13 protein-coding genes and 1 riboswitch are annotated in these 21,416 nt (G+C 43.2%); of the genes, 12 read left to right on the top strand and 1 reads right to left on the bottom strand.

From position 1 onward, the window contains the following. The first annotated feature begins 24 nt into the window (after window positions 1–24). From MN086_RS06255 to glgB, 11 genes are all read left to right on the top strand, one after another. Entirely contained in the window at window positions 25–438 is a 414-nt protein-coding gene (locus MN086_RS06255; protein ID WP_248575159.1) for an archease, read from the top strand. Window positions 439–450: 12 nt separating this feature from the next. Continuing rightward, on the top strand, window positions 451–1,887 hold the full coding sequence (locus MN086_RS06250) for an RtcB family protein (protein WP_248575158.1): 1,437 nt from the start codon (window positions 451–453) through the stop codon (window positions 1,885–1,887). Window positions 1,888–2,142: 255 nt separating this feature from the next. Further along, window positions 2,143–2,217, top strand: a riboswitch (cyclic di-GMP riboswitch). A gap of 205 nt (window positions 2,218–2,422) precedes the next feature. Further along, entirely contained in the window at window positions 2,423–3,223 is an 801-nt protein-coding gene (locus tag MN086_RS06245) for a hypothetical protein (RefSeq protein ID WP_248575157.1), read from the top strand. A gap of 330 nt (window positions 3,224–3,553) precedes the next feature. Beyond that, window positions 3,554–3,835, top strand: a complete 282-nt coding sequence (locus MN086_RS06240; RefSeq protein ID WP_248575156.1) for a hypothetical protein — start codon at window positions 3,554–3,556, stop codon at window positions 3,833–3,835. Window positions 3,836–3,885: 50 nt separating this feature from the next. Then, entirely contained in the window at window positions 3,886–6,387 is a 2,502-nt protein-coding gene (locus tag MN086_RS06235; protein ID WP_248575155.1) for a sugar phosphate nucleotidyltransferase, read from the top strand. 2 nt (window positions 6,388–6,389) lie between these two features. Continuing rightward, window positions 6,390–8,426 (top strand): glycoside hydrolase, encoded by a 2,037-nt coding sequence (locus MN086_RS06230; protein ID WP_248575154.1) that lies wholly within the window; start codon window positions 6,390–6,392, stop codon window positions 8,424–8,426. A gap of 46 nt (window positions 8,427–8,472) precedes the next feature. Beyond that, on the top strand, window positions 8,473–10,515 hold the full coding sequence (locus tag MN086_RS06225; RefSeq protein ID WP_248575153.1) for an alpha-amylase/4-alpha-glucanotransferase domain-containing protein: 2,043 nt from the start codon (window positions 8,473–8,475) through the stop codon (window positions 10,513–10,515). Beyond that, window positions 10,508–11,539, top strand: coding sequence for a DUF4931 domain-containing protein (locus MN086_RS06220; protein ID WP_248575152.1), 1,032 nt, complete (start codon window positions 10,508–10,510; stop codon window positions 11,537–11,539). Before MN086_RS06225 ends, MN086_RS06220 begins: the two co-directional genes overlap by 8 nt. Beyond that, complete coding sequence (locus MN086_RS06215) at window positions 11,532–12,962, top strand: glycogen synthase (protein ID WP_248575151.1); 1,431 nt, start codon at window positions 11,532–11,534, stop codon at window positions 12,960–12,962. The genes MN086_RS06220 and MN086_RS06215 overlap by 8 nt, the downstream gene beginning before the upstream one ends. A 1-nt stretch (window position 12,963) precedes the next feature. Then, complete coding sequence (glgA, locus tag MN086_RS06210) at window positions 12,964–14,454, top strand: glycogen synthase GlgA (RefSeq protein ID WP_248575150.1); 1,491 nt, start codon at window positions 12,964–12,966, stop codon at window positions 14,452–14,454. After that, a complete protein-coding gene (glgB, locus tag MN086_RS06205; protein WP_248575149.1) occupies window positions 14,451–16,373 on the top strand; it encodes a 1,4-alpha-glucan branching protein GlgB in 1,923 nt (640 codons plus the stop codon). Before glgA ends, glgB begins: the two co-directional genes overlap by 4 nt. Window positions 16,374–16,397: 24 nt before the next feature. On the opposite strand, the gene pgm is transcribed toward glgB, so the two are convergent. Next, a complete protein-coding gene (gene pgm / locus MN086_RS06200) occupies window positions 16,398–18,032 on the bottom strand; it encodes a phosphoglucomutase (alpha-D-glucose-1,6-bisphosphate-dependent) (RefSeq protein ID WP_248575148.1) in 1,635 nt (544 codons plus the stop codon). 180 nt (window positions 18,033–18,212) lie between these two features. Here pgm and MN086_RS06195 point away from each other — a divergent pair, with 180 nt between their 5' ends. After that, window positions 18,213–21,413, top strand: a complete 3,201-nt coding sequence (locus MN086_RS06195) for a glycoside hydrolase family 15 protein (protein WP_248575147.1) — start codon at window positions 18,213–18,215, stop codon at window positions 21,411–21,413. Window positions 21,414–21,416: the final 3 nt, after the last annotated feature.

Raw genomic sequence — 21,416 nt, 5'->3', positions numbered from 1 at the left:
CTTTCAAAACAAAGAAGGCCAAACATGAACAAAAGATATAGCTACTTTGATCATGATGCAGATATCGGTATTATTGGAAGAGGGAAGAGTCTGGAAGAATCATTTGAATCAGCTGCAGTGGCGATGTTTTCTATAATGGCTGATGTAGATCTATTACATTGTGATGAATTGATAGAAGTGACATTCGAGGAAGAAGATAAGGAGTTTGCCCTGATAGAGTGGCTTAATACACTTTTGGCTTTAGCGCATATGAAACATCTTGTTTTGGGTCGGTTTGAACTGCATAAAGAGGGTGATTCCTGGAGAGGGAAAGCATGGGGGGATAGATGGCATAAAGATCTGGAACGGGGTACTGAGGTCAAAGGGGCAACACTGACCATGTTATCTGTGAAAGAAGATGAAGATCATTGGGAAGCTCAGTGTGTCGTAGATGTGTAAAGGAGATATGTTATGAATATGAACCTGTTGGAAAAGATTGATGATTATACATGGACCATTCCTCTAAAGGCTGGAGAAAAAAGAAGCGGTATACGCTTATACGGTTCAGAGCCATTATTGACAAGTATGGATGATAAAGTGTTGGAGCAGATCACTAATGTCGCTACTCTGCCGGGTTTGGTAGGTGAAGCTATGACAATGCCAGATGCACACTGGGGTTACGGATTTCCCATAGGAGGCGTTGCTGCTTTTGATGCTGAAGAAGGGGGTATCATCTCTGCAGGTGGTGTGGGATTTGACATCTCTTGTGGTATTCGATGCTTGCGTACGGACCTGATGAGGGAAGATCTGACATCTACAGATCTTACAAAGCTGGCGGATGAGCTTTCCCGTACGATACCTGCAGGTGTAGGTAGAGAAGGAAAACTCAGGCTCACGGTTGATGAGCTGGATGATGTTCTTAGAGGTGGTGCCCAATGGGCGATCCACCATGGGTATGGGTTAGGTGAAGACCTGAGTTTCATTGAAGAGATGGGTAAGATGCAAGGTGCACGGCCTGAGAATATTTCACCCCTGGCTAAAGAACGGCAACTTGGAGAAGTAGGGACTCTTGGTTCCGGAAACCATTACCTTGAAGTTCAGGAAGTTGCCAAGATCTATGATGAAAAAGCAGCAGAGGCATTTGGTATCAAAGAAGGACAGATCGTTGTATCGATCCATTGCGGTTCTCGGGCACTGGGACATCAGATCGGTACGGAGTATCTTGTATCGCTTGCAAAAGCTGCAACACGTCTTGGAATCTCACTGCCTGACAGGGAACTTGCCTGTGCACCTATCCATTCACCTGAGGGGCAAGAGTATATCGGTGCTATGAATGCAGCGATCAATTGTGCGATGGCAAACAGGCAGGTACTGACCCATATGACCAGAAATGTTTTTGAGGGACTATTTAAAAATGTGAAGCTAGAGACACTCTACGATGTCTCCCATAATACCTGTAAAAAAGAGACCCACTTGGTAAATGGTGTGGAGCGTACCTTATGGGTGCACCGTAAAGGTGCAACGCGTGCTTTTGGTCCAGGACATCCCGATATACCGGTACGTTATAGGAGTGTCGGTCAACCTGTGATCATCGGTGGAAGTATGGGAACGGGATCCTATATACTGGCAGGCAGCGCAGAGGGTGAGGCGAGAGCCTTCTCTTCAGCAAGTCACGGGGCGGGCCGCGCAATGAGCCGTCATCAGGCACTCAAACTGTGGAGAGGAAAGCAAGTTGTACAGGAGCTTGCGCAAAAGGGTATACTCATCCGTTCTGCATCCATGCGCGGTGTTGCCGAAGAAGCTCCTGATGCCTATAAGGATGTAGATCTCGTTGCAGAAGCGACTGAAAAAGCAGGATTGGCAAGAAGGGTAGCTTTTTTAAAACCAAAGGTATGTATCAAAGGGTAAGTGCAATGTTGATAGATGATAGCAACCAAATACAAGGGGAAGTTTTAAATGAGGAGTTAACATGAAATTGGCTTTTCATGTTTTTGGTTGCTATGTAAGAAGAAGTGTATATGAACTACACTAACCGAATGTAAATATACATTTTTTACATAGGGATCATAGGGTTTGTTGCATCCTATCAATGTTATCAAATTGTTACCAATTAGAGAAAAAGTTTTATATTTCTTGCGTATAATATATCTGATTTATTAAATATTATTGTTGTGCCAAACTTGTTGCGAAGCAAGGACGGAAAGCCTCCGGTCTCATGTAGATAGCGGGGTTGCCATAATGAATACTTCATTACTTCCTTTAATCCTTTCGATAGGTTGTTCACTCATCATATTTAATTCAAGGCTGTTTTGTTCTTTCAAATAGGTAGTAAAGCTACTACTGGAATGTCCGGGTCTCTCAAAATTTCCGGGCTATCAAAGTGGTTTCACTGTTTGAACAACATTTAACTAAACAATATATTAAATGATGTAAAGGATAAGGTTTGAAAAGGTTTCATATTTTAACAGGCGGGTTGTTCTCCACCCTAGTAGGTTTTTCTTTGGTTGGTTGTGGAGGGAGTACCTCTACACAACAAACACTTGTAGAGCCAACAGCAAAAGTGAGTGGTACAGTTCCAGGTACACGTATAGAAGTATTTTGTGAAGATGGTAGTTACTACTCCACTCAATCGGTGCAAAACGGTACGGATCAACACCCATTTGAGATAGATGTTCCGCTGAATACTGATTGTCGTATTGTGATGACGACAAACGAAGATGATCCTAATAATAAAGTCGTCACACCTATTGGAATTGTCACAGTTGATGGTAATAGTACACTTTTCAGAGCAGAAGGGGATGTTAACCTGGGGCATGTAGATCTGGCTATGGATCGTGATCTTATTGTAGATAGTGACGGTGATGGTGTTTCAGACGAAATATTGGAAATTGAAATAGAAAATGGTCTACTCTCAGTTGAACTTGAGAATGATCCAATGGATCAGGATGGGGATGGACTTCTAGATGTATATGACAATGATGACAATGATACTTTGAGTAATCATGATGATGACGATGATGATAATGATGGTATCTTGGATGATGAGGATACGGATGATGATGGTGACGGTATAGAAGATAATGATACTGATGGTGATGGTATCACAAATAATCATGATGTAGATGATGATAACGATGGCTTGAATGATGACGATGACGACGATGACGACAATGATGGTATCAATGATGATGACGATGACGACGATGATAATGACGGCATTCCTGATGAAGAGGATGATGATTAATTCTAATAAAATATAAATATTTAATTATAAAAGTAGTAGGTCAAACAAAGCAATTGTGTTTAATCTCTATTTTTATTAAGAATACTGCAATACATATAGGTTCGGACTCTTGATCATACAAGGGTTCGAACTCTTCTTCTACTCTACTCACTGATATTAAAATGTATCTTTTTTATTATAGTATCTTCATTAGCACTTGGAAAATATTCTAGTTAGGTCAAAATATAAAAAGTTATCATATTTTATAATTGATTAATAATCAAGCAGTATATGAAAAATAGTTGGATATTTTTTGGTATATAATTAAAAATACTTTCATAAGGAGTACATATGCTTGCGATTAAAAAGAATGGCGAAAAAGTGTGGGTTACCTTTACTGTCTCTTCAATGGACCCGATAGAGGATATAACACTTTTGGGAGAGTGGAACACTTGGAAAGCTGAACCGATGAAAAAGAAAAAAAATGGTGATTATTACCTTACAAAGGTACTCAATAAAGGTGATAGTTTCGAGTTTGGATATATGGTCAATGGTGAGCAATGGTTTACAGAAGATCAGTGCTCTTCTGTGCCTTCCCCCTTTGGAAGCCAAAACTCTTTACTTGAATTATAAAGGGATATTTTATAGTTAGCGTGTCATAGATATCATAACCAGGAGTAGAAATGAAAGCAGTTGTTATGGCAGGTGGATTTGGAACCAGGATCCAGCCACTGACTAATTCTCGTCCAAAACCAATGTTACCTATCATGAATAAACCGATGATGGAACACACAATGATGACCTTGAAGGACTTAGGTATTACAGAGTTTATAGTTCTACTCTATTTCAAGCCAGAGATCATTCAAGAGCATTTTGGTGACGGAAGTGCATTTGGTATTAAGATCACATATGTGGTACCTGATGATGATTATGGTACGGCTGGTGCGGTAAAACTGGCAGAAGAGTACATAGGAAATGAGAACTTTATCATTATCAGTGGAGACCTTGTAACAGATTTTGATTTCCAGAAGATCTTTGACTACCATAAAGAAAAAAAGTCCAAACTGACCATTACATTAACCTCTGTAGATAACCCTTTGGAATTTGGTGTGGTGATCGCCAATGAAGAGGGGAAGATCGAAAAATTTCTTGAGAAACCGAGCTGGGGAGAAGTTTTCAGTGACACGATCAATACGGGTATCTATATCATAGAGCCTGAGATACTGGAGTATATCCCTAAAAATGAGAATTATGATTTCAGCAAGGACCTTTTCCCCAAACTGATGCGTGAAGGGGTCGACCTGATGGCCGGATACTCTGAAGGGTACTGGCGTGATGTAGGAAATCCGGAAAGTTACCGGGATGTCTATGATGATATTTTAACAGGAAAGGTCAAGTTCAACATTGATGGAGAAAAAACACATTTCCCCGATGGTGTACTTTACAGCGATGGATCATACAGTTTTGATAAAAGTATTGAAATTGTGGGTACGGTGGTATTGGGAAAAAATGTCACACTGAAGAAGGATGTAAAGCTCAAGAATGTGGTGATCGGCGACAATGTCACGATAGGCAAAGAGAGTAAGATCAGAAACTCTGTGATCTGGAATGATGTAGAGATACATGCTAAAGCAAAGCTAGATGGTTGTGTGATATGTAATGATAATATGATCGGTAAAAATGTCACTGCAAATGCAGGGATGATCCTGGCTGAGGGATGTGAGATCGGCCAGTTAACTAAGATCGAACAAGATGTCATCATATGGCCTGATAAAAAAATTGAAGATGCTTCTATCGTGAGTCACAGTTTGATCCTTGGAAATAAATACAAAAATTCTATTTTTGTAAACGGTATGGTGGTTGGAAAGTCCAATGTAGAACTCTCTTGTGAAATGGCGACAAAACTTGCTGAAGCCTTTGGGGCACAACTTCCTGTCGGCTCAACCGTACTTGTCTCCAGAGATTATCATAAAAGCTCACGTATGCTCAAACGTGCTTTTTTGGGAGGGCTTCTCTCTGCGGGGGTGAATGTGATCGATTACAATGATATCCCGTCTGCCGTACTGCGATGTAACCTCTCTGCATACGATATATATACGGCCGGTGTCTATTTCCGTCAAAAGACCGATGATCCTACCAGTACGGTCATTACCTTCTATAATGATGAAGCGCTGCGTATCAGCAGTGATGTAGCAAAAAAAGTAGAAAAATCATTTTTCAAAGAGATATTCAGGCGTGTAGACTACTCCAATATCGGTGAGATACACTCCTCTGACCATGAAAAAGAGTACCAAGCCTATAAAGAGGGTATAGAAGCACTGCTGCCGTCACTGAAAGATGCAGAGTGTCGTGTTGCCGTCGATATGATGCATGGAATGGCAGCAGATGTTTTCCCGGATATTTTAAATGATATCGGTGTAGAGAACATTATGTTCAATGCCTATGCGAATGAACACCGTCTTGCCAATATCAATGCGTTGATCAAACAATCAAGACAAGATATGAAAGCGGTGATCCAGGCACTGAACCTGGATGCTGGGTTTATGCTTCACCCTTACGGTCAGCGTCTGGATATCATAATGGATGACGGCCAGGTACTTGGCAAGCAGGATGCCCTTTATGCCGTAATGTTGCTTTTAGATATGGAAGCAAAGGATGCAGGTCATAAAAAAAGAGTGTTTCTTCCGACATGGGCAGCAGATATTGTCTATTTTGAAAACCTTGAAATAGAACGGGGACAATACGCAAACTTCAAGGCTGAGAAGATGAAAAAGTATGACCTTGTAGCAACGGGTGAAGGCAATTTTGCTTTTACTGAATTTGCAACACACCGGGATTCTATGTTCGCAAGTTTGAAGATCCTTGAAATGATGCTGCATCATAAGGTCAAACTTTCAGAAATGATCGCATCTTTACCGAGTTTTTATTATCAAACAACGAAGGTTGAGTGTCGACAGGCACTGAAAGGAAAGATGATGCGTATGTTCCTTGCAGATGCGAAAGGAAAAGAGTCATCCACACTTGATGGTGTCAAGATATGGTTAGATACAAATGATTGGATCCTTATGATCCCGGATCAGTATAGAGATCACCTTAACTTGTATATCCAGTCTGAAAATGAGGAAAAAGGTAAAGCGATCTTGGCGGAATACTCTGCTAAAATTGAACAATGGTCTAAGGAGTAACCATGCAACCCTCACTAAATCTCTGTTTTTTCTGGCATATGCACCAACCCGATTACAGAGATAGTGACGGAGTGATGAGCATGCCGTGGGTGTTCCTCCATGCGATAAAAGACTATTATGAAATGCCGTGGCTCTTAAGTCAATACAAAGGTCTAAAGGCGACTTTCAATATCACCCCGCCATTGATAGAACAACTCAATCTTTATACAGAGCCTTTGAAAAATGACTATTTTCTCTCTTTATGGGAAAAAGATCCTTCAAAGTTGGAGAGTGATGAAAGAGAGTGGCTCATTAAAACGTGTAAATCAACACAGTATGAGACAATGATCAGACCTATAGAGTATTTGAGTCTGCTTTACCATAGGGAAAATCTCAGTGATGCAGAGCTTATCGACTTTGAGATGCTTTTTATGCTCGCCTGGTGTGGGAATTATCTGCGTCGTGAAAACAGTGTGGTAAAAACACTGTTTCAAAAAGGCAAAGCGTTCACCCAAACAGACAAAGCGCACTTGCTTCAGGTATTGTGCGATTTTGTTGCAACTATTCTGCCTTTTTATGCCCAGTTGCAAGAAGAGGGAGTGATCTCACTTTCTACGACACCCTATAACCATCCTATATTGCCGCTGCTGTTGGATATGGAAAATGCAAAGCGCGCTAATGCACATACCACGTTGCCGGACAACCCGATGTCACTCAGGGAAGATGCCATTGAGCAGGTGGAACGCTCCATAGCACTCTATAAAAAGACCTTTGGTACTGCACCCACGGGATTTTGGCCCGCAGAGGGTGCAGTAGATGAAGAGAGTGTAGCCATTTACAAATCACGCGGGATCACATGGATAGCCACCGATGAGGCGATCCTGTTCAGGTCGCTTGGGGAGGATACACGTGCGAACCTCTATAAACCCTATGTCTATAATGATGTGACCATAGGGTTTCGTGACCATGGACTCAGTGACCTGATAGGATTTACCTATCGCTTTAAATCCGGATATGACGCTAGTGAACATTTTATGCATGCAGTAGAACACCTCAGACATACACAAAAGAATGCTACGGTATTTGTCATTTTAGACGGTGAAAATGCCTGGGAGTTTTTTGAAAACAATGCCTATGACTTTTTTACGGCACTCTATGGGAAATTTATGCAAACCTCCTGGTGCAATACGGTCACGATGGATGAAGTTTCACGCTTATCAGGACAGGGGAAACTGGACAGACTTGCACCGGGAAGCTGGATACATGGTAACTTTGATACCTGGTCGGGACACAATGAAAAGAATCGTGCATGGGAAATGATCTATCAGACACGGCGTGATGTGGAGAACCATAAGGGGGAGATCCCCGATGAGGTGAAAGAAAAAGTACGATTTCACTTCCTGGCTTCGGAGTGCAGTGACTGGTTCTGGTGGTATGGTGATGATCATGTCACAGAGTTCGGATTGGAATTTGATAAGCTCTTCAGGGAACATCTTATCACTATTTACCGCCTGATGCATATGCAGCCGCCTTCCGATCTTTTCATGCCGATCATTTCGCAGAAGAGTACCGTCTCTTTTTTGCTCAAACCGCATGCACACATATCACCGGTGATCGACGGAAAACACGGTACGTTTTTTGAATGGATCGGCTGCGGCATTGTGGATGAGACCAAGCTTTACTCTACCATGGACCGGGTACGCGGACCTATCGATATGATCTACTACGGTCATGATGATCAACATATTTTTCTGGCCTTGGAGGGGGATTTAGCATCTTTGAAAATGTCGCATATGAAACTGGAGGTCATCGTGGAAGAGACCGGGGAACATTTTAACTTCAATTTTTCCATGGATACCCCTTATGAAAAGGATGGTATACGTTTTGCCATGGATGAGCGTATAGAACTCTCTATTTCAAAAACACATTTTAAAGAGTACAGTAGCGTGCATCTTCGTTTGGAAATACTCAAGGGAACTGAGATCATACAGACGATGCCGGGTTATGGTGCACTTTTTATTGATATGGATGAAACGTATGTCCATAACTGGTTTGTATAAATGCACATCTATATGCAAAAGCAATCACTAGAAGAGGGAAAAAAAGATGGAAAATAAAACAAAACTACTTTTTGGTATTCATATGCATCAACCCGTCGATAATTTCGAATGGGTGATCAAACATGGTGTGGCAGTCTGTTATGGTCCATTTTTTGAAGTGATGAGCAAATATCCGGAGTTTCGTTTTGCTGTCCACTGCAGCGGATGGCTCATGGAACAGATCAAGGCATTTCATCCCAAGCTCTATAAACAGATAAGCACATTGGCAGAGAATGGAAGTATAGAGTTCTTTTCTGCAGGGTATTATGAACCGATCCTCAGTGTAATACCTTCAGAAGACCGTGTGACTCAGATCAACATGCTGAGTGACTCCATTAAATCAGCTTTTAACCAGACACCCAAGGGGCTTTGGCTCACAGAACGTGTCTGGGAATCTTCTCTTATTCCTGACCTCGATCGTGCAGGTATCCAATACACGGTCATGGATGATTACCATTTTCAGTGTGCCGGTTTTGATGAAGAGATACTGGATGGGTATTATATGAGTGAAGAGGGAGGACACGAGATAGGTCTTTTCCCTATCAGCAAGAAGCTGCGGTATGCAATCCCTTTTTTGAATGTCGATGCCGCGATCAAAGCGATCAAATCATACAAACGTGAAGAGAACGCTGCAGCGATCATCTTTGATGATGCAGAGAAGTTCGGTATGTGGCCGGGTACCTATGAATGGGTCTATGAAAAAGGGTGGCTTGAAAAATTTGTACAGGCTGTGTTAGCCGATGATGAGATCGAGACGATGCATTATGGTACCTATTATGAGGAGGAGTCTACACGCGGTATCGCCTATCTGCCTAATGTCTCTTACTATGAGATGGGGGAGTGGAGCCTTCGTGCAGATGATACACTGAAACTCGAAGCCTTTAAAGAGGAGATGGGACATGACCGTTATGAGAAAGAGGGGGTGAAGTTTCTTAAAGGGGGTATCTGGAAAAACTTCCTGGTGAAGTATGAGGAGAGCAACCGTCTCCATAAACGTATGATGGAGCTTGCAAAAGTACGTAAAGAGGTAGACAAATCTGCCTTTGATACAGCGCTCTATAAATCACAAACCAATGATGCGTTGTGGCATGGGGTGTTTGGAGGACTCTATCTGCCAAACCTCAGAGACAATGCCTACCATTATATTATCGAGGCGGAGAATGTACGTTATAAGAAAAAAAGCGCGTTGGTGACCGATCAAAATGAACTCGACGGCTATGACAAGGTGAAAGCAGTGACACCAAAACACATTTTCCGCTTTGATGCGGCACATGGAGGCCAGTTGGTTGAATTTGACAGCCGTGAAGCCTGCTTTAACTGGCAGAACACTTTGACGCGTCGCAAAGAGGCCTATCATCAGCGTCTGTTCGAAACTGCACCAAAAGAGGAAGTCCCTATGGCAGAGGAGGGGATCGATACGATCCACCATGCCGCGGTTGAGATCGACGATGACTTGCGTAATGAGATCATTTATGACTGGTATCTTAAAAACTCTTTTATCGATCATATCTCCGATGAGAATTTCTGCCTGGATAATTTCAAGCATTGTAATTTTCATGAATTTGGTGATTTTTCCAATCAGTCTTTTGAACTCTTAGTAGATAAAAAGAGTGTGCTCTTCACCAGGGATGGGGGTTTATATTTCCCGCAAAAAGTACCGGCGAAGATGGAGAAGCGTTATATCCCGCATAAACACGGATTTGATTTTGAGATCAGCCTTTCTACGGTGGCAGAAGGAGATTTTAAGTACATACTTGAGCACAATTTTCACTTTTGTGATTATGAATCTATCACCATTAATGCTGATCCTTTACTTGACCAGGGAAGTGTGTTAGGTGCCGATAGACTTGAGATCTATGATGCAAAACATAACCAGAATATCGTGATCACTCTCGATCAGACCTGTGATATCCACTATTTTCAACTCAAAACACTCTCTCAAAGTGAACACGGGTTTGACCTCAGTGTACAGGGGATCAGTTTCGCTATGGTGATGCCGTTCAGTAAGGATATCTCCATCACTGGCAGACTGGAGGTAAAAGATGTCTGATATTAGACATGACCGTGTACATGGCTCACATGTGATCATCGCACCCGAGCGTTTGCACCGGCCCCACTGTTACGGTGTGGAAGAGAAGGGTGAGATCACCAGGGAGGAGCATTGTCCTTTTTGTGAAGGAAATGAGTCGATGACACCTCCTGAGATCTTTTCGATCAGAGAAAAAGATTCACTTCCAAATGAAAAGGGGTGGAAAACACGCGTGGTACCAAACCTCTATAAAGCAGTACAGATCGAAGCACCGTATGAACACCATTATGGATTTTTTGAGCGTTGGGAAGGCTTTGGTGCACATGAACTGATCATCGATACACCTGAACACCATACTTCCATCACACAGTGGAGTGAGCGTGCAGTGGTGCAGTGGTTACAAACCTTGCGGGCAAGAGTGTCTGATCTGCGAAAGGATGAACGTATTGCCTATATTTCACTCTTTAAAAACGAAGGGAGTGAGGCAGGAGCTTCGCAGCACCATTGTCATACACAACTCATTGGACTTCCTATCGTTCCGAAACTGCTAAGAGAGAGGTATCAGCGCAGCTTTACCTACTATAAGGATAAATCGTGTGCTTTGTTGGAGTCAGAGATCGAGCAAGAGGAAGCATCCAATGAACGTATCGTGGCTAAGCATGGTGACTTTACAGCCTACTGTCCTTATGCCAGTGCCTACCCTTTTGAAGTGATCATTAGTTCTAAAAAGGCTTTGGGACAGATAGATACCCTTCATGATGAGAAGATAGCAGAAGTCGCACCACTGCTACTTGATATACTAAAAAATATGAAAAAACAATTGGGTTGTTTTACTTTTAACCTCTCCATTAGTACACCGCCTTTACAGGTGAAAGATTTTGAATATGATATACTCACACATAGAGATGAGATGTGCCGCTTTTCGATCCGGATTATGCCACGTCTCTATCATATGGCCGGGTTTGAAGTGAGTACAGGCATCATGATAAACCCTGTTGCACCTGAACATGCAGCAAAGCTTTTAAGGGAGAGTAAGAATGGGTGATACACGGGTACTATTTGCTGCAAGTGAGGTATACCCTTTTGCTAAAAGCGGTGGACTTGCTGATGTAGCATACAGTTTGCCAAGAGTATTAAATGAAACATATGATGTTGATGTAATCATGCCTCTTTACCAGTTCATAGACCGTGAAGTATTTGGTATACAGGAAATGGGAGAAACCTTTGATATCAGGATGGGAGGGATGACGTATCCTGCTATGCTTTATATTTGCGAATATGAATATATGACCTACCGTTTTGTCTATACACCGTTGTTATGTGACAGAGCATTCCTCTATGGACCTCCTCAAGGCGGTTATGAGGATAACGATATCCGGTTTGCACTCTTTAATTATGCCATGCTGGAAATATTGAAGCGTGAAAAATATGAGTTCGTACACCTCAATGACTGGCAAACTGCTCTGCTGCCTCTGCTGTTAGAAAATGAGCTAAAGATTGCTACTAAAAGTCTCTTTACTATTCATAACCTTGCCTACCAGGGTATCTTTGAAAAAAAAGCATTAGCCAGACTTGGGATTGATGAGAAATATTTTCATATGGATTGCCTGGAATTTTACGGACAGGTTAATTTTATGAAGGCAGGGATTGCCTTTTCTGACAGGATAACAACGGTCAGTCCTACCTATGCCAAAGAGATATTAACCCCAGAGTTCGGATGTGGTCTCGAGGGATTCTTGCAATACCACAGTAGTAAACTGACAGGCATTGTGAACGGCATAGATACCGAACATTTTTCACCATCCACCGACAAAATGCTGGTGACACCCTATAAAGACCTAAGAGGCAAAGGAGCCAATAAAAACGCGTTTCTTAAAGAGATAAAGATGAAAGAGCCTCAGAGACCTCTGATCATATTCATCGGACGTTTTACATGGCAGAAAGGCTTGGAGATATTCATAGATGCTTTACCTGAAATGGCTTCAATGGCATGCAATATTGTCGTACTGGGAGATGGAGAAGCAAAATACCATGACGCACTCGAAGCGTTAGCTAAAAAACACGACAATATCTATCTGGAGTTTGGTTATGATGAAGCACTCTCCCACCGTATGTATGCAGCTTCAGATTTCTTTTTGATGCCGTCATTGTTCGAACCCTGCGGATTGGCACAGATGATCGCAATGCATTATGGATCGATGCCTATCGTGCGTAGTGTAGGAGGGTTGGCAGATACGGTACATGATCATGCAGCTTTTGATAGCAAAAGTCAAAAAGGGTATGGGATCGTCTTTGCCGAAGCTGACCATCATGCATTGTTATCTGCTGTTACAAATGCATTAGCGCTTTATGGCATGATAACACAATATAACCAGATAGTAAAACATAATATGCTGTGTGATTTTTCATGGAGAGAGAGCGGGAAATTATATATTAAAGAATATGAAACATTGAAAGAAGAGAGTTAACGTGGATAAATTCAATATCTTACTAGCAGCTTCCGAAGTAGTACCTTTTGCTAAGAGCGGCGGTCTGGCAGATGTATCCGGAGCACTCCCCAAAGCACTTCGGGCCTTGGGACATGATGTCCGTGTGGTGATGCCCCGTTATTATATTGTAGATAAAGAAAAATATGGATTGAAAGCACTTGAAGGTTCTCTGGGGGTTCCCATGGGAAGTATGGATGAAGCATGGGCAGCTGTATATGAAGGGGTTCTGCCTGGAAGTGATGTACCTATTTACTTCATAGAGCATGAAGCTTTTTTTGGACGAAAGGGATTATACGATGAAGAGGGTCAAGGCTATGAAGACAATGACAACCGCTTTATCTTCTTCTCCAAAGCTGTCATGCAGTTAGCCAAAAAGGTACATTTCAAACCAGATGTGATCCATACCAATGACTGGCATACGGCAGCCATACCGGTCTTGCTCAACACCACTTATGCTTTTGATCCGGATTTCAGATACACAGGCACACTTTTGACTATCCATAATATGCAGCACCAGGGTAAATTTTACAAAGGTGCAATGGATGTGTTGGGTGTAGGATGGGAGCACTTTAACGCAGATGAACTTGAAGAGTTTGACGGCATCAATCTGCTTAAAGGGGGTATTGTACATGCGGATGCCGTCAATGCAGTAAGTCAGAAGTATGCCCATGAGATACGTACACCGGAGTTCGGGTGGGGACTGGACAGGCTCATCGATGCAAAGGCGTATAAGCTCTATGGTATACTCAACGGGATAGATTATGAAGAGTGGAGTCCGGCAGTAGATAGCTTCATCTCTGCAACCTATGATATTGATGATCTCTCGGGGAAAGCTCTTTGTAAAACAGCTTTGCAAAAAGAGTTCGCTCTTCCGCAGTCAAACGAAGTCCCGCTCATAGGTCTGGTCGGCCGTCTGGTGGAACAAAAAGGTATTACCTTGCTCTCAGCTGCGATGGAAGCGCTGATGAAACTGGATATCCAGATCGTACTGTTGGGAACAGGAGAGAAGTGGGCAGAGCATTTTTTCTTGGAATGCGCATCCAAGTATCCTGAAAAATTCGCCTGTTACATTGGATACCGCAATGATCTTGCCCATCTGATCGAAGCAGGCAGTGATATGTTCCTTATGCCTTCGCTTTTTGAACCATGCGGGCTCAATCAGATCTACAGTCTGCGTTATGGTACCCTGCCAATCGTGCATGCAACTGGAGGGCTGGATGATACCATAGAGAACTATAACAGTGCAGATCAGAGTGGCACAGGGTTCAAGTTTTACAACGCCACACCTGAAGCACTAATAGGAACAGTACAGTGGGCAGTCGATACATGGTATCATGAGAGATCGGATTTTGAACAACTCCAGCATAACGCGATGTTAAAGCGTTTTAACTGGGAAGTCGCAGCACATGCTTATGGAGACCTCTATCGTCATATCATTCAGGGGCGAATGAAAAGCAAGGAGCATATATGACACATGACATGCAGTACAATGTATCAACATTGAGTGATCTTGATATCTACCTCTTCAAAGAGGGAAACCATACGAAACTCTATGAAAAGTTCGGTGCACATACCATGCAGATTGAAGGCGTGGATGGTGTGCACTTTGCTGTGTGGGCACCCAATGCACAGAGTGTGAGTGTACGTGGTGACTTTAATGACTATGCAGCCGACAGACACCCCCTTAAACTACGGGAAGATGACTCTGGTATCTGGGAAGGATTTATCGAAGGTGTGGAGCAGGGGTTGACATATAAGTACCATATCGTCTCAAGGTTTCATCATATTGTCCATGACAAGAGCGATCCTTTTGCCTTTTTCTCAGAGAAACCTTCCAAGTCAGCCTCCCGTATCTGGAGTGTTGAAGGGTTTGAGTGGCAAGATGAAGCGTGGATGAAAGCACGCCATAAATGCAATGCACATGACAGCCCGGTCAGTGTGTATGAAATGCACCTTGGTTCATGGAAACGGAAAGTAGAAGAAGAGAACCGCTACCTGACTTACAGAGAATTGGCCGTAGAACTTCTGGCCTATCTCAAACAGATGCATTATACCCATGTGGAGTTCATGCCTTTGACTGAGTATCCCTATTTTGGTTCATGGGGGTATCAGGTGACGGGGTATTTTTCTGCTACGGCACGGTTTGGTGAACCGCAGGATCTGATGTATCTTATCGATGTGCTGCATCAGAACGGGTTTGGCGTCATTATGGACTGGGTGCCTTCCCATTTTGCCGTGGATATGCACGGGCTTGTCAACTTTGACGGTACGGCACTCTATGAACATGAGGACCCGCAAAAGGGTTTTCACCCTGAATGGGGAAGTTATATCTTCAACTATGGACGTAATGAGGTCAAATCATTTCTTATCTCCTCTGCGATGTTCTGGCTCGACAAATACCACATTGACGGGATACGTGTGGATGCGGTGGCTTCCATGCTCTATCTGAACTATGCCAGAAAAGAGGGGGAGTGGACACCCAATGTCAACGGGGGAAATGAAAACCTTGAAGCGGTGGCATTCCTGCGTAAACTCAATGAGAGTCTCTATGGTGAATTCTCTGATATCATGATGATCGCTGAAGAGTCCACGGCATGGCCTATGGTCACACGGCCTACGAGTATCGGGGGACTGGGATTTGGATTTAAATGGAATATGGGTTGGATGCATGATACCCTCAAGTACATGAGCTTTGATCCTATCCACCGTCAGCATCATCACCATCAGCTCACGTTCAGCCTATGGTATGCGTTTGATGAGCATTTTATGCTGCCTTTGAGCCATGATGAAGTGGTACATATGAAAGGTTCCCTGATTAACAAGATGCCCGGTGACACCAATCAGAAGTTTGCTAATCTACGTGCCATGTATGCCTATATGATGGCACATCCGGGAAAAAAACTTCTTTTTATGGGAGGAGATATCGCTCAGTACAGTGAATGGAATTTTGAGGAGAGCATTGATTGGCATCTTCTTGAAGATCCCTACCATGCCAACCTGCAAAAGATGCTCAGTGATCTGAATCTGCTCTATAGAAATGAGCGTGCTTTATACCAGCATGATGAAAAGCATATCGGTTTTGAATGGATCGATGACGGTGACTATCAGCATAACTGCATCAGTTTTATGCGTAAAAGTGATCTTCCTGATGAGACGGTCTATGTCGCATGTAACTTTGCAGATGAGACATGGGAGAACTATAGGATCGGTGTGCCCTATGATGGTGAGTATGTCGAGCTCTTTAACTCTCAGTGTAGTGAGTATGAAGGGTGGAATATCGGCAATCCATTATCGCTTCAAGCGCTCAAAGAGCCGATGCACGGACGCGAATACTCCGTCACCCTGACACTACCGCCTTTGGGAGTGATCTATCTGAAAAGAGTATTATGAAGTGTAGGTACGTGATAGAAGTACTTAAAAGAGTTTGCTGACCATTGCCTGCGCTTCTTCTTGTATCTGTTTGAGGTGTGCTTCATCGATGAAACTCTCTGCATAGATCTTATAGATCGGTTCCGTTCCTGATGGACGGAGTGCAAACCATCCGTTCTTTGCTACGACTTTCAATCCACCTATGGCAGCGCCATTACCAGAGGCATTGGTCAAGATAGCTTCGATAGGCTCGCCGGAAAGCACATTTTCCTTGACGTCAGCCGGAGAGAGTTTTTTAAGGATACTTCTCTGCTGCGCGTCCGCAGGTGCATCAATACGGGCATAGATAGGCGCCCCGAATTTTTTGGTCAACTCTTGATAATGTACACCGGGATCTTTTCCTGTCACTGCCAGTATTTCAGCAGCCAGAAGAGTCATGATGATGCCGTCCTTGTCGGTACTCCACACCGAACCGTCTTTACGTAAAAAGCTTGCACCGGCACTCTCTTCTCCGCCGAAGAAGATGGAGCCGTTGATCAGACCGTCAACGAACCATTTGAATCCGACGGGTACTTCGATCACTTTTTTTTGCAGGTCATTGGCAACACGGTCGATCATAGAGCTGCTTACCAGCGTTTTTCCTATACCCAGATCACTTTTCCACTCTGGTCGGTTTTGTGCCAGATAGTTGATAGCGACACTGAGGTAGTGGTTGGGGTTCATCAGGCCGACACTTTGGGTAACAATACCGTGACGGTCAAAATCTGTATCGTTTCCAAAGGCAATATCATACTTTTCTTTGAGAGCGACCAGTCCTGCCATCGCATAAGGGGAAGAACAATCCATACGGATCTTCCCATCCTTGTCACAGTGCATAAAAGAGAAGGTAGAATCCAATGTATCGTTAAATACTTCCATGTTGAGTCCGTATCGTGCTTTGATCGCAGCATAGTATGCCATACCCGAGCCACCCATGGCATCTGCACCGATGAGAATGCCCGATGAAGCAATGGCATCCATATCTATCACATTTTCAAGATCCTCTACATAAGGGGTGACATAGTCATATTGGGTGACATTCTCTGCATGTAACGCCTCTTCAAGGGGTAATTTCTTGACATCCTGCAGATCATTTTTCAGAATTTCATTGGCTCTGGCTTCGATCCAGTCCGTGACATCGGTATCTGCCGGTCCGCCATGGGGAGGGTTGTATTTAAATCCTCCATCTGTAGGCGGGTTATGTGAGGGTGTGATCACGATCCCGTCACAGAGCGCTCCGCCTTTTGCATTGTGTGTCAAAATAGCATGGGATATGACAGGTGTCGGTGTGTAGCCAAACTCTTTGGCAATGTAGAGGTCGACACCGTTGGCTGCCAAGACTTCAATGGCAGTGAGTTGTGCCGGATAAGAGAGAGCATGGGTATCCATACCCATAAAGAGTTTTCCTTCAATACCTGCTTTTATACGGTAGTCACAGACCGCTTGTGTGACAGCAAGAATATGCATCTCGTTAAAGTTTTTACGCAATGAAGAACCACGGTGCCCGGAAGTTCCGAAACTGATACGATGTGCTCCATTATGGACATCAGGTGTTTGCGTATAATACTCACTGATCAACTTCGGGATGTTTATCAGTATAGACTTTGGTGCGAGTTGGCCGGCATTTGGATGAAGACTCATGAGTAACCTTTTTTAGATGTTATTGTTATTGCATTTATGACAGTATAACATCTGTTGAACTACAGACGCTATAGTACTATTGATTAAAATTGACGCAATATACTCTATACATCCTATGATTATTTGATTATAATGGATCTATATACTATGTAGGTAGAATTTACACTTCAAAGGTAAAACATGCATGTAGAGTCACTTGAGTCTTCTCTTAAAAAGCATTTTGATCTTGTAGATCAGATCATTCTATCACGCCAGGATCCTATCACCGGCTTATTGCCTGCAAGTACAGCGGTCAATGCCCATGGGGATTATACCGATGCCTGGGTACGAGACAATGTCTACAGCATTTTGAGTGTATGGGGCCTTGCACTTGCCTATAGAAAATTCGATCCTGAGCATCATCGCACCTATCTTTTAAGCCAAAGTGTGGTGAAATTGATGCGGGGTCTGCTCACGGCCATGATGAGACAGTCAGACAGGATCGAAGTCTTCAAAAAAACACACAACCCTATAGATGCACTGCATGCGAAGTACGGTACAAAAACAGGCTTGGCCGTGGTCGGAGATGACGAATGGGGGCATTTACAGCTTGATGCAAGCTCTCTTTTTTTATTGATGGTCGCGCAAATGACAGCTTCGGGACTACATATAGTCTACACGATGGATGAAGTTGATTTTGTACAAAATATGGTGCACTATATCAGCCATACCTATTGTACTCCTGATTATGGTATCTGGGAGCGCGGAAATAAGATCAATCACGGAAATACTGAGGTCAATGGCAGTTCCGTAGGTATGGCAAAAGCAGCACTTGAAGCCTTGGACGGTTTTAACCTTTTTGCTGATATACCAAACCATGAGGCTGTAATCCATGTGATCCCCAGCGATATCGCCCGTTCTCGTTTCACACTGCAGGGACTGCTGCCTAGAGAATCCAATTCCAAAGAGACGGATGCCGCACTGCTGAGTATCATAGGATATCCTGCCTATGCGGTCGAAGATATAGAATTGGTGAAACGTACACGTGATAAGATCATCAAAAAGCTTGCAGGAAATTACGGATGTAAACGTTTTTTACTCGATGGCCATCAAAGCAGTATCGAGGATGCAAGTCGCTTACACTACGAACCTTCGGAGTTACGTGAATTTGAACATATTGAATCGGAATGGCCCCTGTTTTTCACCTATCTGCTCCTTGATGCATTGATACGTGGTGAGAATGAAGAGGTCGAGCACTGGAGGCATAAACTGCAACCGCTTTTTGTCGAACAGGAGGGGAAAAAACTCTTGCCTGAACTCTATATCGTTCCTAAAGAAAGTATCGATGCAGAAAAAGAGGATCCTGGAAGTCAGATGCGTGTTGCCAATGAAAATATACCTCTGGTATGGGCCCAAAGTCTCTATATGCTCTCCGATATGATGCTTGACGGTCTTCTGGACCCGGAAGATATAGATCCTCTAAAACGCCATAAGCGTATCGGACACCGTTTCAGTGTAAAACCTTTGGTGCCGGTGATCGCAGAAAATAGATCGGTGAAAGAAAAATTGGCAGCACTTGGTTTTGAAAGCGAAACGATAGAGGAGATCAAACCCGTACGGATCATCCATGCCGATCAGCTCTCTATGCTCCATACGTTCCTGGGTCAAAATAAAAAACTCTCTTTAAGCGGTAGGGAGTTGATGGTCGCAAGAACTATGACAACGGCAAGGGTACACGTCTATGAAGGCGAAGAGATAATCTTTCTCCCTTATTATTTCAACCCGCACGGATTTTATTTTTCGGCGGATAATATATTGTTGGTAGAACATTTTCGGGCATCCTTAAGATTCCTTGCTGTGCAGTGGGATGTAAAAGGTCAGCCTGTTATACCTTTTTTCGTTCGTGAATCGATGTTCTCAGCTAGAGAACGTGAGGCACTGGTTGAACTGTTGGAGAATATACAAAAAGAGCAGAGCGGTACTGTTGCTATACAGACAGGGCCATTGAAGAGGTTACTGGGGCAAGCGTGTATGGAACGTATAGATCACATTCACGGTTTTACCTTGCAGGATGCAGACATTGTCTCAAAGGATGATCGATTACGCCTCTGTTCCAAGGAAAATGAGACCGATGCGATACGCTTGAGTCCAGAGGAGATAGAGTATCTTGGAGCTCAGGATGATGCTCTACTGATAGAGATACTGTTGGGTGAGAAAAACCGATTATATAAGACCTGTGTCCTTGAAGAACTATGGCGACGAAAGGGTGCAGATTTTGAATTTCATAGGGAGGAAGGCAGTATCACATTGTCGCAGGTCGCTCAGGATCTTTATGAATCTGCAACGGTGTGTCATGAGTGGAATCTGGTACGGCGTATCGCTGATCTGACAGAAAAATATGATGATCGTATCGAAGATGTACTTCTTGATATCGTGATACGTCAAAAGCGCCTGGCAGTAGGACGGGCATATAGTGGAAAAGCGACGTTCTCAAAACCGCATGAAAGTATAGATATCGTGAAAACGATCATAGAGTTCTGCGGTAATAACACAGCAGAGAGTGTCCTGACACAGGAGATCATTTTGCATCTTGGATATATGATCAGAAATGAACCCGAACTGTTTGAAAATATGCTGACGATCAGAACCTGGTATTTTATTCAGTTACTTGTAGGACAGATAAGCAGGGAGGAGAACCTGCATATGGCTGATGCTTATGAAAAGTTGATCAGTCTGGCACCACACACGATCTATGAGCGTCTGTACAGAGTACTGAAAACATTTAAAAGAGAGGTTTCACTCTTCCTTGTTCAGGAAAACCTACATGCAAGAGTTAGACCTTCTTTTGAATCGATCAAGATAGGTCCGAGAGTTTCGGAGTTCAGAGAAGTCACTGACTGGCAGCATTGGAGACAGCAAAGGGGTATGGTAGGTCCGCTTTCTCCTGTTTTCTATAAAGATATATGGTATCTGCTGCGACAGTGCAGCGGCTTGGTCATTGGAGATAAATACAATGTACAAAACAGGATCGGTTCGGAACTCACTTTGGAATCAACTGCAGGTGAACAGAGCTTTGCTTTGAAGATCGATGCACTTTTACAGAGCATCGATGCCCCTGATTACCGTCAGTTGAATATCGAACTGATCGAGAGCCTGGCAAGACTCTTTAGGGAAAACCCTGATTTGCATCTTGAAGATGACCTCATTATGGATGTACTCATAGGTCATGCGGTACGTATATCATGGGAGAAGAACAGTGCTTCAAAGCATTACAATGAGCAGCGTTCAGAAGCTTGGAAAGCATTTTATCAACGATCACCTGTAGAGACAGACAAGGCATTTTTGGAAGCCTTTATGTTCTTGCTGTCACCGCAAGATTCTTTGCATGATCTTACAGTATAAGGA

It is taken from the genome of Sulfurovum sp. XGS-02, from assembly GCF_023213175.1.
Classification (GTDB): Bacteria; Campylobacterota; Campylobacteria; order Campylobacterales; family Sulfurovaceae; genus Sulfurovum.
This window is presented reverse-complemented; position numbering and strand designations above follow the sequence as displayed.

Coding starts and splice junctions, on each gene's coding strand:
- pgm (WP_248575148.1), bottom strand. CDS start 18,032: ATGAGTCTTCATCCAAATGCCGGCCAACTCGCACCAAAGTCTATACTG.
- MN086_RS06255 (WP_248575159.1), top strand. CDS start 25: ATGAACAAAAGATATAGCTACTTTGATCATGATGCAGATATCGGTATT.
- MN086_RS06235 (WP_248575155.1), top strand. CDS start 3,886: ATGAAAGCAGTTGTTATGGCAGGTGGATTTGGAACCAGGATCCAGCCA.
- MN086_RS06240 (WP_248575156.1), top strand. CDS start 3,554: ATGCTTGCGATTAAAAAGAATGGCGAAAAAGTGTGGGTTACCTTTACT.
- MN086_RS06230 (WP_248575154.1), top strand. CDS start 6,390: ATGCAACCCTCACTAAATCTCTGTTTTTTCTGGCATATGCACCAACCC.
- MN086_RS06225 (WP_248575153.1), top strand. CDS start 8,473: ATGGAAAATAAAACAAAACTACTTTTTGGTATTCATATGCATCAACCC.
- MN086_RS06215 (WP_248575151.1), top strand. CDS start 11,532: ATGGGTGATACACGGGTACTATTTGCTGCAAGTGAGGTATACCCTTTT.
- MN086_RS06250 (WP_248575158.1), top strand. CDS start 451: ATGAATATGAACCTGTTGGAAAAGATTGATGATTATACATGGACCATT.
- MN086_RS06195 (WP_248575147.1), top strand. CDS start 18,213: ATGCATGTAGAGTCACTTGAGTCTTCTCTTAAAAAGCATTTTGATCTT.
- MN086_RS06220 (WP_248575152.1), top strand. CDS start 10,508: ATGTCTGATATTAGACATGACCGTGTACATGGCTCACATGTGATCATC.
- glgB (WP_248575149.1), top strand. CDS start 14,451: ATGACACATGACATGCAGTACAATGTATCAACATTGAGTGATCTTGAT.